We start from the raw sequence: 13443 nt of genomic DNA on the forward strand, positions 1-13443 counted from the left end.
CCGGCGCCGCCGGCCCGCGGTGTGGAAGGACCCGCCATGCTGCGCTTCATCGTGCGGCGGTTGATCCAGGTCGTCCCGACGCTCCTGCTGCTGTCCGTCCTGCTGTTCGCCTGGCTGCGCTCGCTGCCCGGCGGGCCGGCGGCCGCGCTGCTCGGCGACAAGGCGACCCCGGAGAAGATCGCCCAGCTCAACACCGTGCTCGGGCTCGACCAGCCCATCCCCGTCCAGTACTTCCGCTTCCTCGGCCGCGCCGTGACCGGCGACTTCGGCAACTCCCTGGTCACCGGCGAACCGGTCACCACCGAGATCGCCCGGGCCCTCCCCGCGACCATCGAGCTCTCGATCGCCGCGCTCCTCCTGGCCGTGGTGCTGGGGATCCCGCTCGGCTACGTGGCGGCCCGCTACCGCGGCCGCCCGCTCGACACCACCACCGTGATCGCGACGCTCGTCGGCGTCGCGGTCCCCGTCTTCTTCCTCGGCTACCTGCTCAAGCAGTTCTTCGCCGTGGACCTCGGCTGGTTCCCGCCCTCGGGCCGGCAGGCCGTGGACATCGACGCCACGCACGTCACCGGCTTCGCCGTGCTCGACGGCCTGCTCACCCGCGAGTTCGACGCCAGCTGGGACGCCCTCGTGCACCTGGTGCTGCCCGCGGTCGCCCTGGCCACGATCCCGCTCGCGGTGATCGTGCGGATCACCCGGGCCTCCGTGCTCGACGTCATGGGCTCGGACTTCGTGCGCACGGCCAACTCGAAGGGCCTCGCCCCGCGGACCGTCCGCGAGCGGCACGTGCTGCGCAACGCGCTGCTGCCGGTCTCGACGACCATCGGCCTGCAGACCGGCCTGCTGCTGGCGGGCGCGGTGCTCACCGAGAAGGTCTTCGTGTGGGGCGGCCTCGGCACCCTGCTCGCGCAGGCGATCGAGCGCCGCGACTACCCCCGGCTGCAGGCCGTGGTGCTGCTCGGCGCGCTGGTCTACGTCATCGTGAACCTGCTGGTCGATCTCTCGTACGCGATCATCGACCCGAGGGTGAGGGTGCGATGACCTCCCTCCTGGAACGCCGCCGCCGGCGCGTCGACGAGCTCGCCGAGGCGAGCGGGCGCAGCCTCACCGCCGACGCCTTCCTCCGCCTGCGCCGCAACCCGGTCGCGATCGTCGGGGCGGTGATCGTCGCCCTGTTCGTGCTGGTCTCGATCCTCGCGCCGTGGATCGCCCCGCACGACGCCGCGACCGCCTTCCCCGAGCTGCAGCGCACGCTGCGGCCGGACTCCATCCCGGGCGCGCAGCCGGGCTTCCCGCTGGGCTCGGACCAGAACGGCCGGGACTTCTTCTCCCGGATGATCCTGGCCTCCCGGCAGACCCTGCTGGTCGGCGTGCTCGCCACACTGATCGGACTCGTCTTCGGCGTGCTGATCGGTGCGCTCGCGGGCGCCTTCGGCGGTTGGGTCGACACGGTGCTCATGCGGGTCACGGACGTGCTGCTGTCCATCCCGTCGCTGCTGCTGGCGATCTCGATCGCGGCGCTGGCGGCCCGGCCCAGCCAGACGACGGTCATCATCGCCGTCGCCCTGGTCAGCGTGCCGATCTTCGCCCGGCTGCTGCGCGGCTCGATGCTCGCGCAGCGGGAGAGCGACCACGTCCTCGCGGCCACCTCGCTCGGGGTGCCGCGGCGGGCCATCGTGCTGCGCCACATGCTGCCCAACGCGATGGGGCCGGTGATCGTGCAGGCCACGCTGACCCTGGCGACGTCGATCCTCGACGCGGCCGCGCTGTCCTTCCTCGGGCTGGGCGACGGCGACCCGGCCCGCGCCGAATGGGGGCTCATGCTCGCCAACGCCCAGGCCTACCTCGACGTCCGGCCCGCGCTGGCGTTCTGGCCCGCGATCGCGATCATCCTGGTCGCGCTCGGGTTCACGCTGCTCGGCGAGGCCCTGCGCGAGGCGCTCGACCCGAAGGGACGGCGCTGATGACCCCGTTGCTGGAGGTCGAGGACCTCCGGGTGGCGTTCACCCGGCGCGGCGAGCCCGACACGGTCGCCGTCGACGGGGTGAGCTTCGACGTGCGGCCCGGCGAGATCGTCGGGCTGGTCGGCGAGTCCGGCTGCGGCAAGTCGGTGACCTCGCTGGCGGTGATGCGGCTGCTGCCCGAGCGGGGCAACCGGGTCACCGGCTCGATCCGGATGGACGGCGAGGACCTGCTGGCCCTGTCGGACTCCGCGATGCGCGAGCGCCGCGGGCGCGACCTGTCGATGATCTTCCAGGACCCGCTGTCCTCGTTGAACCCGGTGATCCCGGTGGGCCTGCAGGTCACGGAGGTGCTCACCCGGCACCGCGGGATGAAGAAGGACGCCGCGCGCCGGGAGGCCGCGGAGCTGCTGGAGCGCGTCGGCATCCCCGACCCGCGCCGGCGGCTGGACTCGTACCCGCACCAGATGTCCGGCGGCATGCGGCAGCGTGCGCTGATCGCGATCGCGCTGGCCTGCACGCCCCGGCTGCTGATCGCCGACGAGCCGACGACCGCGCTCGACGTCACCATCCAGGCCCAGATCCTCGACCTGCTCAAGCAGCTCGTCGCGGAGACCGGGACCGCGCTGGTGATGATCACGCACGACCTCGGCGTCGTCGCCGGGCTGTGCGACCGGGTCAACGTCCTCTACGCGGGCCGGATCGTGGAGCGCGCGGACCGGCACGAGCTCTTCCGCAGCCCGCGGCACCCGTACACGCACGGGCTGCTGGGCTCGATCCCGCGGCTCGACGGGGCGCCGGGGGAGGACCTCGCCGCGATCAGCGGCTCGGTCAACGACAATATGCCCTGGGCGTCGCCGGACGGCGGGGCGTGCGCGTTCACCCCGCGCTGCCCGCGAGCCCTCGAGGTCTGCGCCCGGGTGACCCCGGCGGCGGAGGAGACCGGGACCCGGGTCCTGCGCTGCCACAACCCCGTGCCCGACGCGGAGGGAGCGGTATGAGCGAGCACGCGGACCCCGCGACGAACGGCGCCGCCCCGGCGCTGCTGGAGGTCGAGGACCTCGCCGTCCACTTCCCGATCACCCAGGGCGTGTTCCGGGGCCGGACGGTGGGACACGTGTACGCCGTCGACGGCGTCTCGCTCACCGTGCGCCGCGGCGAGACGTACGGGCTGGTCGGCGAGTCGGGCTGCGGCAAGTCGACGCTGGGCCGGGCGATCCTCAAGCTGACCGAGCCCACGCGCGGCGAGGTCCGGTTCGACGGCCGGGACATCGCCGGACTGCGCGGTGAGGAGCTGCGGAAGGCGCGGCGGCGGTTCCAGATGGTGTTCCAGGACCCCATGTCGAGCCTGGACCCGCGCCAGTCCGTGGAGTCGCTGCTCACCGAGGGCATGAAGGCGCACGGGCTGTCGAAGGGCCCCGAGGCCGACCGGAAGCGGCTGCAGGAGCTGGTCGACGCCGTCGGGCTGCCGAAGGGGGCGCTGCGCCGCTACCCGCACGAGTTCTCCGGCGGGCAGCGGCAGCGGATCGGGATCGCGCGGGCGCTGTGCGTGGAGCCCGACCTGATCGTGGCCGACGAGCCGGTGTCCGCGCTCGACGTGTCGGTGCAGGCCCAGGTGCTCAACCTGCTGTCCCGGCTGCAGCGCGAGCTCGGGCTGACCTACCTGGTCATCGCGCACGACCTGGCGGTGGTCCGGCACGTCAGCGACCGGGTGGGCGTGATGTACCTGGGCGGGATCGTCGAGGAGGCGCCGTCGACGGATCTCTACGCCGACCCGCAGCACCCCTACACCCGGGCGCTGCTGTCCGCGGTGCCGCTGCCGGACCCGGAGGCCGAGGACCGGCGGGAGCGGATCCTGCTGGCCGGTGACCTGCCCTCGCCGGCCGCGCCGCCGAGCGGCTGCCGGTTCCACACCCGCTGCCCGTGGAAGCAGGCCGAGCGGTGCGACACCGAGCGGCCCGCACTGCGGCAGCTCGAGGGCGCGGCGTCAGGGCACCGGGTGGCCTGCCACTGGGCCGAGCAGATCCGGGACGGCCGGATCCGACCGCACGAGGTCGACGCGACGATGGTCGACGAGGCCGCGAACCTCGCCGTCGGAACCCCGGAGCACGCCGGTTCGGTGACGGAGATCCTCGGCCGCTGACCCGCGAGAGTGGCGGCTGCCGCGAGGGCGGCAGCCGCCACTCACCACCTGGCGAGCCTCGGCCGGCCGCGTATCCGAAGCCGATCGTCGTGCCTCCTCACCCCGAGAACGCTGCGGAAGGTGTGTCATGGGCCAGGGCCGGTCGGCTAGGTTGAGTCCTCGCCATCACGGGTGGGGGAGGCCGGTCGAGCGTGGACCAGGGCGACGTCGCGGCAGTGGTGCACCGGGCTGCCGGTGGCGAGGAGGCGGCGTGGCATCAGCTCGTCGAATCCTTCTCCTCCCTGGTCTGGTCGGTCGCGCTGCGCCAGGGACTGAGCCGGCCCGATGCCGGCGAGGCCGTGCAGATGACCTTCCTCCGTCTGGTCGAGAACCTGGGGCGGCTCCGGGAGCCGGAGGCCCTCGGCGGCTGGCTCGCGACGACCGCGCGCCGGGAGGCCTGGCGCGTTTCCCGACGGGTCGCCAAGGAGGTGCCCACGGAGTCGACCGCGGACCTGGATGCCGGTGCGGTCGATCCCGGGCCGGAGGAACGCGCCCTCGTCGGGGAACGGGCTCGGGTCGTGCGGCAGGCCTTCGGCCGGCTTCCCGAGCGGTGTGCCCGACTGCTCGAGCTCGTCGTCATCCTGGCTCTGCCGTACACGCAGGTGGCGCGCATGCTGGAGATGCCGATCGGCAGCATCGGCCCGACCCGGGCGCGCTGCCTCCAGCGGCTTCGTGCGTTGCTCGCGGACGAGGTCGACCGTGATGAGTGACCCCGATGCGACGGCCGCCGAGCTGGTCGCCGCCTTCCCCGAGCTGCGCGCCCCGCGCGAGGTGGTCGACGCGGCGAAGGGGCTGCTGACCTGGCGCACGATCGACAGCGAGCTGGCGGCGCTGACCTTCGACTCCCTGCTCGACGACGAGCAGGCCGCCGTCCGGTCGGGCCACGGCCCGCGCGCCCTGGCGTTCGAGTCGGAGGACCTCGAGATCGAGATCGAGGTCCTCCCGAGTGCGGACCGCCGTCGCCTGGTCGGCCGTCTCGCCCCGCCGACCCCCGCCGACGTCGACGTCGTCGTGGGTGATCGGACGGTGACCGTGCCGGCCGACGAGCTGGGCAGGTTCGCCGTCGATCTGCCGGAAGCACGGGTGCCGGTCGCGCTCGCGGTCAGGGTGCCCGGCTCCGATCCGGTGCGGACCGCCCCGCTCGCCATCTGAACGGGGCGGTCCGATCGCTCACGTGCCGGGCAGGATGCGCAGGGCGCGACCGTAGTCGGGTCGCCGGATACCGGCAGCGGTGATCGCGCGCAGCGCCTCCTGCGCGGACACCCCGCGACCGAGCACGAGCCGGGCGAGCAGGCCCGAGATCTGCGGGGCGGCGAACGAGGTTCCGCTCCACACGGCCCAACCGGCCGGATCGAAGGTGTCCGGGAACGGGTCGATGATCGCCGACTCGGTGCCCTTGACGTACGTGGACACGATCCCCTCGCCCACCACCGAGAGGTCCACCCAGAACCCGCGGGTGGACCAGGACGCGCCCTGGCCGGTCGCGGTCAGCGCGGCGACCGACACGACGCGGCTGAACGCGGCGGGCCAGACCGGCCGTTCGTCGCCGTAGTTGCCGGCGGCGGCCACCACGACGACGTCGGCGGGGAGGTGCTCCAGCGCGACGTCGATGGCAACGGGCGGCTGGTCGTCGAGGGTGCGCGTGCCCAGCGACAGATTTATGATCTTCGCGCCGTCATCGGCCGCCTTCAGGACCGCGCTCGCGACGTCGACCTCCGTGCCGATGCCGTCCGAGTTGAGCGCCCGGTACACCCGGACCGGCGCTGCGCCCGCCACCTGCTGGACGATTCCCGTCGCAAAGGTTCCGTGGCCCGCGGCGAAGTCGAGTCTGCCGTCGCCCCCGAACACGTCCAGCGGGTCGGTGTTGTCGGTGTCGGCCAGACCTGCCAGCCACTTGTCCTGACGTTCGGCGACGGAGACCCCGGTGTCGACCACGGCCACCAACGGTGGGCCGTCGACGGCGTCGGGTTCCCACCTGACCCCGCCCTCGGTCGGCTCCGGGCCGCCCTGGCCCTTCGCCCACGGACCGAGCGGGGTGAGGTGGTTCAGGGACGCCTGCACCCCGCGTGCCTGCAGGACCAGCAGCGTCTCGTCGAGCCGCTCGGGGGGCACCGGCTCCAGGGCGCGGACCACGGCCACCCGGCCGCCGAGCACCGTCCCGGCGCGGTCGGCGGCGAACCCGAGGCTCATCAACACGACGGTGGTCTCCGGGGTGAGCTGCTCACTGCGCAGCAGCAGCTCGTCGGGCGCGGCGAGGACCTCGCGGCCGCCACGGCAGACGGTGCAGGCGACCTGGCCCTCGTCCCGCCGCCCGGCGCGCTCGTTGATCTCGCGCAGCAGCGCGGCCTGGTAGGCACCGACACCGGCATCGGTGAAGTAGGCGGCCTGCGCCGTCACCCCCTTGCGGTCCTCCAGCCGCTGGTCCGCTGAACGCTCGAACGCCACCTCCTCCTCACGGACGACGAACTCGCCGTCGAACCAGCGCGGATCGTGGTTACCCAATCGCATCGATGCCTCCGCGTACGGGCCGTCGTTATCCTGCCTCCACCCCGGGGGCAGGCGGTGTCATGAATCAGGACGGGCCAGCGGAACTCGTGATACGTGCCGAGAGCCTGCACGCGGACGTCGTGGCGGACCCGGGGTCGGTGGGCCCCGCGGCGACGACGCTCGTGGCGGAGGCGAGACGGCACGCGGTGGCGCGGGAGGCGCTGGTGGTGGCGCTCCGTGCACAGGCCGTCTACGAGCGCTCGCGGATGGCACACGACGGCGCGAAGCGGTTGCTCGACGAGGCCGTCCGGCTGGCCCGCGCGGCCGGTCTGCCCGAGCGACTGCACGAGGTGCTCGTGTCCCGGGCGGTCGTCCAGCTGGAGCGTGGCCGGTTCGGGGCGGCGGCCCGGGATCTCGACGCGGCGGAGCGGGCCGGGCCGGGCGGTGACCCGGAGCTCGAGCTGCAGCGGGCCTCCGTCCTCTACAACGTCGGGCGGCTGCGCGAGGCGGCCCGCGTCTGCCGACGGATCCTCGCCGACTCCCGGACGTCCCGGGAGACCGAGGCCAAGGTCACCAACAACCTCGCCCTGCTGGAGGCCCAGCTCGCCCGGCCGGACACGGCGCTGGAGCTTCTCGACCGCGCCGAGGCGCTGGCCGGTCCGGCGCTCGGCGCGTTGGTGGCCTGCAGCCGCGGCTGGGTGCTCGCCCGCGCAGGCCTGCTCGCGGAGAGCCTGCGGCAGTTCGACCGCGCCGAGAGGCGCTACCGGGAGGTGGGGCTGGCCCCGGCCGAGCTCTACCTCGAGCAGCTGGACACGCTGCTCGACCTTCGGTTGACGGCGGAGGCGCGGGCGCTGGCCGAGCGGGCCGGAGCCGCGCTGCGGGAGGGCGGGGTCGGGTTGATGGGTGCCGAGGCGCTGCTGCGCCTCGCGCAGGTCGCGGCCCGCAGCCGGGACCCGGAATCGGCGCTCGGCCCGGCGGCGGCCGCCGCCGCGGAGTTCCGCGCGCAGCGACGCCCTGGTTGGGTGGCACGTGCCGAGATCACGCGGATCGCCGTGCTCCTCGAGTCCGGACGAGCCGGCCCGGCGGAGCTCTCCGCGGCCCGTCGCGCCGTCCGGGAGCTGGAACGCGGGAGCCAGCGGTCCTCCGTGGTCGACGCCCACCTGGTGGCGGGGCGGGTCGCGCTGGCGCTGGGCCGGAAGCGGGCCGCCGTCGATCACCTCGTGGCCGCGCGCGACGGGGCGCGGCGGGGTGCGGTGCTGGTGCGGCTGCAGGGCCGGGTCGCGGGCGCGCACGCGGCCGCGGCGGTGGGGGACGACGGCGGGGTCGTCCGGCACGCCCGCGCCGGGCTGACCGACCTCGGCCGGCACCGGGACACCCTGGGCTCGACGGAGCTGCGGGCCCTGGCCACCGGGCACGGCGCCGAGTTGGGCCGGCTCGGGCTGGGCGCCCTCCTGCGCTCGGCCTCCCCGGCCGACGTGCTGGCCTGGCTGGAGCGCACCCGGGCCGCCGCCCTGCTGACGTCGGCGCCACCGTCCGGCGAGGCGATCGCCCCGCACCAGGCTGCGCTCGCCGCGGTGCAGGCCGAGTTGGCCCGGCTCCGCCGCGAGGGGGAGCCGGAGCCGATGGCGCTGCTGGCCGAGCAGAGCGAGCTGGAGAGCCGAGTGCGGCGAGCCGCCTGGCGCGTCCCCGGCGGGCACCCGAGCCGATCCACACCCGTCGGGGTGCCGGAGGTCCGCCGGCTGCTCGGAGGCCGGCCGTTGGTCGGGTACGGCACGGACGGCGAGCGGGTCTTCGCCGTCGTGCTCGAGGCGCGGCGGACCAGGCTCGTCCACCTCGGCGACCCCCGCGAGATCCAGATCGAGACGGAAGCGCTCGGGTCCGCTCTCCGTCGGCTGTGCCGACCCGCTCGCGGGCGCACGGCCCACGTCGCGGCGCGCGCGGCCGCCCAGCACACGCTCCACCGACTCCGGGCGGTCCTGGTCACGCCGCTCGGTGTGGACCCGCGCGATCCGCTCGTGGTGATCCCCGATCCGGTCACGCGCGACGTGCCGTGGTCCGCGCTCCATCCGGGGCCGACCGCCGTCGCCCCCTCCATGTCGCTGTGGGCCCGGACAGCCCGCAGCGGGCCGGCCGGAGGGTCCACCGTCCTCGTCGTGGGCCCCGGCCTGCCCGGCGCCGACGCGGAGGTCCGTGCGCTGGCTGCGGAACATCCGGCTGCAGGAGTGCTCGTCCCGCCATCCGCGACGGTCGGCGCGGTCGCCGAGGCGCTCGGTGGAGCGGATCTCGTGCACCTCGCCTGCCACGGTCTGCTGCGGACGGACAACCCGATCTTCTCCGCGCTCCGGCTGGCCGACGGCGACCTGACGCTGCACCAGCTCGACGACCGGGGCCGCACCGCGGCGGGCCGTCCTCGCCGCCTGCCAGTCCGCGGCGGGCGTCCCGGTCGAGGGTGACGAGGTACTCGGCCTGGTCGGTGCGTTGATGTCCCGGGGAACCGCGGCGGTGGCCGCCAGCACCGCCCCGATCGGGGACGCCGAGACCGTGGGTTTCTCGCTGGACCTGCACCGGATGCTCGCCCGCGGCGCGACCATGGCCGACGCGGTCCAGGACGCGCGGGCGCGGCTCGACACCGACGACCCCAGGGCCTTCGTCCTGCACACCGCCTTCACCGCCTACGGCGCCGCCTGACCGGCCGGACTCGCCCTACGGCCCGCGATGCGCCCCTGCGCAGCGGTGGCCCGGCCCGACGTCGGCGTGCCTGGTACGGCGTCGCACGACCGCCCGACCCGCGACATGAACAAAGCCGCAGGTGGGGCGGGGTCGTGAGTGCGAACTGCCCTTCTCGCGGCAGTTCGCACTCACGGGGTCAGCGCAGGGCGCGGTTGATCGCCGAGACCAGCGCCTTGAAGGAGGCGGCGACGATCGAGAAGTCGATCCCGACGCCCCAGAGGACGGTGTCCTCGATGGCGCACTCGACGTACGCGGCCGCGCGGGCGTCATCGCCGCCGCCCATCGCGTGCTCGTGGTAGTCGAGGACCCGGACGTCGAACCCGATTCCGGCCAGGGCGTCGACGAAGGCCGCGAGCGGGCCGTTGCCGCTGCCGGTGATCTCGTGCAGCTCGCTCTCGACCCGGACGGTCGCGACGATCTCGTCCCGGCCCTCGCCGTCGCTGGTCAGCCGGTGGCGGATCAGCTTGAGCGGGGTCTCGCGGGTCAGGTACTCGGTCTCGAAGACGTCCCGCATCTCCTTGGGCGAGACCTCGCCGCCCTCGGAGTCGGTGACCTCCTGGACGACCTTCGAGAACTCCATCTGCAGCCGGCGCGGCAGGTCCAGCTGGTGCTCGGTCTTCATGATGTAGGCGACGCCGCCCTTGCCGGACTGCGAGTTCACCCGGATGACGGCCTCGTAGGTCCGGCCGATGTCCTTCGGGTCGACCGGCAGGTACGGCACCTCCCACGGGTGCTCGTCGACCGTGTGCCCGGCCTCGGCGGCCTCGGCCTTCATGGCGTCGAAGCCCTTGTTGATCGCGTCCTGGTGGCTGCCGGAGAAGGCGGTGTAGACCAGGTCGCCGCCCCACGGGTGCCGCTCGTGCACGGGCAGCTGGTTGCAGTACTCGACGGTGCGGCGGATCTCGTCGATGTCCGAGAAGTCGATCTGCGGGTCGATGCCCTGGGTGAACAGGTTCATGCCCAGGGTGACCAGGTCGACGTTGCCGGTGCGCTCGCCGTTGCCGAACAGGCAGCCCTCGATGCGGTCCGCGCCGGCCTGGTAGCCCAGCTCGGCGGCCGCGACGCCCGTGCCCCGGTCGTTGTGCGGGTGCAGCGACAGGATGATCCCCTCGCGGCGCGCCAGGTTGCGGTGCATCCACTCGATGCTGTCCGCGTAGACGTTCGGGGTGGCCATCTCGACGGTCGCCGGCAGGTTGACGATCATCGGGTTCTCGGGCGTGGGCCGCCAGATCTCGCTGACGGCGTTGCACACCTCGACGGCGTACTCCAGCTCGGTGCCCGTGTAGGACTCCGGCGAGTACTGGAACCGCCAGTCGGTGTCCGGGTACTTCTCGCCGAACTGCTGGACCAGCTCCGCGCCGTCCGTGGCGATCTTGGTGATGCCGGCGCGGTCCGAGCGGAACACCACCCGGCGCTGCAGCACCGAGGTGGAGTTGTACAGGTGCACGACGGCGCGCGGGGCGCCCTCGCAGGCCTGGAAGGTGCGCTCGATCAGCTCGGGACGGGCCTGGGTGAGGACCTGGATCCGGACGTCCTCCGGGATCGCGTCCTGCTCGATGATCTCGCGGACGAAGTCGAAGTCGGTCTGGCTCGCGGCCGGGAAGCCGACCTCGATCTCCTTGTAGCCCATGCGGACCAGCAGGTCGAACATGCGGCGCTTGCGCGCCGGGCTCATCGGGTCGATCAGGGCCTGGTTGCCGTCCCGCAGGTCGACGGCGCACCACAGCGGCGCCTTCGTGATCCGCGTGTCGGGCCAGGTGCGGTCGGGCAGCGAGACCGGCTCCACCAGTTCGTGGAACGGCTTGTACCGCCCGATCGGCATATGGGAGCCCTTCTGGGGGTTCCACACGGGCTGGCCCGCGGGCGCCGGTACGGAGGGCGTGCGGATCCTGCTGGCCGAGGAGGCGGTGTAGGCGTCGGGCGACATGGACACGGGGATCGTGCTCCTTCGGGGGTGCTACCGGGAGGTGTCGACCGGCGGCACGCCAGAACCCGCGACGAGGGGCCGGTCGGTCAGACCCCGCCGCGGCGGCGAAGGAGCAGGCGCGCCATGCATTCGACTGTAACCCCCCTCCCCGGGGCCACGGCAACCCCGCCCCCCGTCGCGATGACCGCGGCCACACCCGGTGACGTGCGGCCACCCGTTAGGGGGAGCGCGCCGACCCCGCCGAACGGCCCCCGGTCTGAGAAGATGCGCGGAACTCGTGCCGTGGAGGGAACACAATGGCGGTGGGAACGACCGTGCGTCGCGGGGCAGGCCTGCTGGCCTCCCTGGTCCGGATCGTCGGGATGCTGATCGTGGCCGTCCTGGTGATCCACATCGTGCTGACCCTGCTCGACGCGAACCCGGAGAACAGCTTCACGATCTTCGTCGGCGACCTCGCGGAGTACTTCAACCTCGGGCTCGGGAACCTGTTCCTGCCCGCGGAGCCGAAGCTCGCCGTGACCCTGAACTACGGCACCGCCGCGATCATCTGGGGGATCATCACCGCCGTCCTCACCCGGCTGATCCGCCGGATCGGCTGAGCCCGACCGAGGTGTCGCCCGCGGGCGGACGGTCGAGCCCGACGCGGCGGAGCCGCTCCAGGAAGTATGCCGCGGCGGTCTCGGCACCCAGCGGCGTGTAGCCCCGGAGATGGTGGATGTCCGGTCGGCGGTACCGCTCCAGCTCGGCCTCGGGCCGGTCGAGGATCTCGGCGAAGATCCGGTGGTCCGCCGGCAGCCGCTCGGCCCCCTCCGGCGTGCGGACGAAACGAAGCCGATGTCCCGCAGCCCCGGCGACGGGTCGGCGGGCGGTCCTCAGATCGCGTAGGGCCAGTCGGCCAGCGCGTACGCCCCGAACCAGGCCGAGACCAGCACCGCGGCCACCAGCACGGCCACCCGGGTGCCCGGCCTGCGCCTGTACAGGCCCACGGCCACCGGCAGCAGGAGCGTGAACGCCGGCACGAGCAGCCGCGCCTTGGACCCCATGAGGCCGTTGCTGCCCACGTCCATCAGCAGCACCACCGCCGAGTAGGCGACGAGCGGCCACGGCAGCCGGCCGTGGACGGCCTGCGCCACCGAGACCGCGAGCAGCGCGATCGCGCCGAGCAGGATCCCGACGGTCGCGACCTCCATGACCGAGCGGGCGTCGGCGAGCGCGTCGGCGGCGAACTCGGCGGTCGCCCGGCCGCCGTCGAACCGGGAGTCCCAGCCGCGCTGCTGCAGCACGAACCAACCGGTGAGCGAGCCGGTGCGGGTCGCGACGTAGCCGAGGTAGCCGAGCAGTCCGGCCGCCGCGAGGGGGATCGCGCACCAGGGACGCGCGCCCTCCCGCCGGGCGACGACGGCGGCGAGCGCGGCCAGTCCGACCGCCGCGACCAGCGCCGCCGCCGTGGGTCGGACGAGCCCGGCCGCGGCCGCCGCGAGCCCCGCGGCGACCCACTGCCGGCGCAGCAGGAACACCAGCGACCACGCGGCTGCCGCGCAGAACAGCGCCTCGGAGTAGGCCATGGAGAACACGACCGCCAGCGGCGTGCTCGCGAACAGCACGACCAGGACCAGGCCCGCCCGCCGGGATCCGCCCGGCACCAGCTCGCCGAGCCTGGCGACGCCGTAGGCGGCCACGATCCCGGCGAGCGTCGTTGCCGTCAGCGCGGCGGGCAGCAGCGGCAGGCCGGTGAGGAACCGGACGACGGCCACGGTGGCCGGGTAGCCGGGGAAGAACGCGAGCGGGGTCTCGCCGCTGCGGTGACCGTAGGCGTCGGTCAGCCCGGCGGGGACCCCGTCGTAGCCGCCCTGGGCCAGGCCGAGGAACCACTGCCCGTCCCACGAGCCGAGCTCCTCGCCGAGCCGGGTATCCTGCCGGGTCGCCACCATGGCGAGCACCACGATCCCCACCGCGCGGACGCCGAGGAAGAGCGCGGCCGGGAGGAGGGCGCGCCCGACCCGGGCCCACGGGACCGCCCGGGGAACCGCCCGGGAGATCGCACCGCGGCGGGCCCGGATCCGTCCGAGCGGCTCGGTCGGGACCTCGGCGGACAGCGGATCCGGACCCCGGACCACCTCCGCGCCCCCGTCGCCGCCCGCTGCGCTCATCGGTGC

Annotated in this window: 11 protein-coding genes and 1 pseudogene; 9 read left to right on the forward strand and 3 right to left on the reverse strand. The window is 74.0% G+C overall.

Going from position 1 to position 13443, the window contains the following annotated elements; all coding sequences use genetic code 11:
• Positions 1-36 precede the first annotated feature (36 nt).
• From ABD990_RS24825 to ABD990_RS24850, 6 genes are all read left to right on the forward strand, one after another.
• Complete coding sequence (locus ABD990_RS24825) at positions 37-1041, forward strand: ABC transporter permease (protein ID WP_345383148.1); 1005 nt, start codon at positions 37-39, stop codon at positions 1039-1041.
• Positions 1038-1964: an ABC transporter permease gene (locus tag ABD990_RS24830; protein ID WP_345383149.1), complete on the forward strand. Its 927-nt coding sequence runs from the start codon at positions 1038-1040 to the stop codon at positions 1962-1964. The genes ABD990_RS24825 and ABD990_RS24830 overlap by 4 nt, the downstream gene beginning before the upstream one ends.
• Complete coding sequence (locus ABD990_RS24835; protein ID WP_345383150.1) at positions 1964-2962, forward strand: ABC transporter ATP-binding protein; 999 nt, start codon at positions 1964-1966, stop codon at positions 2960-2962. The genes ABD990_RS24830 and ABD990_RS24835 overlap by 1 nt, the downstream gene beginning before the upstream one ends.
• The gene (locus ABD990_RS24840) at positions 2959-4104 is read left to right on the forward strand and encodes an ABC transporter ATP-binding protein (protein WP_345383151.1); all 1146 of its coding nucleotides are present in this window, start codon (positions 2959-2961) and stop codon (positions 4102-4104) included. Before ABD990_RS24835 ends, ABD990_RS24840 begins: the two co-directional genes overlap by 4 nt.
• A gap of 191 nt (positions 4105-4295) precedes the next feature.
• The gene (locus ABD990_RS24845; protein ID WP_345383152.1) at positions 4296-4853 is read left to right on the forward strand and encodes an RNA polymerase sigma factor; all 558 of its coding nucleotides are present in this window, start codon (positions 4296-4298) and stop codon (positions 4851-4853) included.
• The gene (locus tag ABD990_RS24850; protein WP_345383153.1) at positions 4846-5295 is read left to right on the forward strand and encodes a hypothetical protein; all 450 of its coding nucleotides are present in this window, start codon (positions 4846-4848) and stop codon (positions 5293-5295) included. The genes ABD990_RS24845 and ABD990_RS24850 overlap by 8 nt, the downstream gene beginning before the upstream one ends.
• Before the next feature lie 18 nt (positions 5296-5313).
• Here ABD990_RS24850 and ABD990_RS24855 read toward each other — a convergent pair whose 3' ends face one another.
• Entirely contained in the window at positions 5314-6651 is a 1338-nt protein-coding gene (locus ABD990_RS24855; RefSeq protein WP_345383154.1) for a S8 family serine peptidase, read from the reverse strand.
• Positions 6652-6737: 86 nt separating this feature from the next.
• Here ABD990_RS24855 and ABD990_RS24860 point away from each other — a divergent pair, with 86 nt between their 5' ends.
• Both ABD990_RS24860 and ABD990_RS24865 read left to right on the forward strand, forming a co-directional pair.
• Positions 6738-9083 (forward strand): CHAT domain-containing protein, encoded by a 2346-nt coding sequence (locus ABD990_RS24860; RefSeq protein ID WP_345383155.1) that lies wholly within the window; start codon positions 6738-6740, stop codon positions 9081-9083.
• A gap of 1 nt (position 9084) precedes the next feature.
• Positions 9085-9318: pseudogene (locus ABD990_RS24865) on the forward strand (CHAT domain-containing protein); the annotation flags it as partial.
• A gap of 178 nt (positions 9319-9496) precedes the next feature.
• On the opposite strand, the gene leuA reads toward ABD990_RS24865, so the two are convergent.
• On the reverse strand, positions 9497-11287 hold the full coding sequence (gene leuA / locus ABD990_RS24870; RefSeq protein ID WP_345383197.1) for a 2-isopropylmalate synthase: 1791 nt from the start codon (positions 11285-11287) through the stop codon (positions 9497-9499).
• Positions 11288-11583: 296 nt separating this feature from the next.
• On the opposite strand from leuA, the gene ABD990_RS24875 reads away from it, so the two are divergent.
• Entirely contained in the window at positions 11584-11886 is a 303-nt protein-coding gene (locus ABD990_RS24875; RefSeq protein ID WP_345383156.1) for a hypothetical protein, read from the forward strand.
• A 273-nt stretch (positions 11887-12159) separates the two neighbouring features.
• Here the strand turns inward: ABD990_RS24875 and ABD990_RS24880 are convergent, their stop codons facing one another.
• Entirely contained in the window at positions 12160-13437 is a 1278-nt protein-coding gene (locus ABD990_RS24880; RefSeq protein ID WP_345383157.1) for a hypothetical protein, read from the reverse strand.
• Positions 13438-13443 lie beyond the last annotated feature (6 nt).

Source organism: Pseudonocardia yuanmonensis, assembly GCF_039542425.1.
Taxonomy (GTDB): domain Bacteria; phylum Actinomycetota; class Actinomycetes; order Mycobacteriales; family Pseudonocardiaceae; genus Pseudonocardia; species Pseudonocardia yuanmonensis.

Excerpts from the sequence above, each read along its gene's own strand:
- ABD990_RS24850 (WP_345383153.1), top strand. The coding sequence starts at position 4,846 with ATGAGTGACCCCGATGCGACGGCCGCCGAGCTGGTCGCCGCCTTCCCC.
- ABD990_RS24875 (WP_345383156.1), top strand. The coding sequence starts at position 11,584 with ATGGCGGTGGGAACGACCGTGCGTCGCGGGGCAGGCCTGCTGGCCTCC.
- ABD990_RS24840 (WP_345383151.1), top strand. The coding sequence starts at position 2,959 with ATGAGCGAGCACGCGGACCCCGCGACGAACGGCGCCGCCCCGGCGCTG.
- leuA (WP_345383197.1), bottom strand. The coding sequence starts at position 11,287 with ATGTCGCCCGACGCCTACACCGCCTCCTCGGCCAGCAGGATCCGCACG.
- ABD990_RS24830 (WP_345383149.1), top strand. The coding sequence starts at position 1,038 with ATGACCTCCCTCCTGGAACGCCGCCGCCGGCGCGTCGACGAGCTCGCC.
- ABD990_RS24835 (WP_345383150.1), top strand. The coding sequence starts at position 1,964 with ATGACCCCGTTGCTGGAGGTCGAGGACCTCCGGGTGGCGTTCACCCGG.
- ABD990_RS24855 (WP_345383154.1), bottom strand. The coding sequence starts at position 6,651 with ATGCGATTGGGTAACCACGATCCGCGCTGGTTCGACGGCGAGTTCGTC.
- ABD990_RS24880 (WP_345383157.1), bottom strand. The coding sequence starts at position 13,437 with ATGAGCGCAGCGGGCGGCGACGGGGGCGCGGAGGTGGTCCGGGGTCCG.
- ABD990_RS24825 (WP_345383148.1), top strand. The coding sequence starts at position 37 with ATGCTGCGCTTCATCGTGCGGCGGTTGATCCAGGTCGTCCCGACGCTC.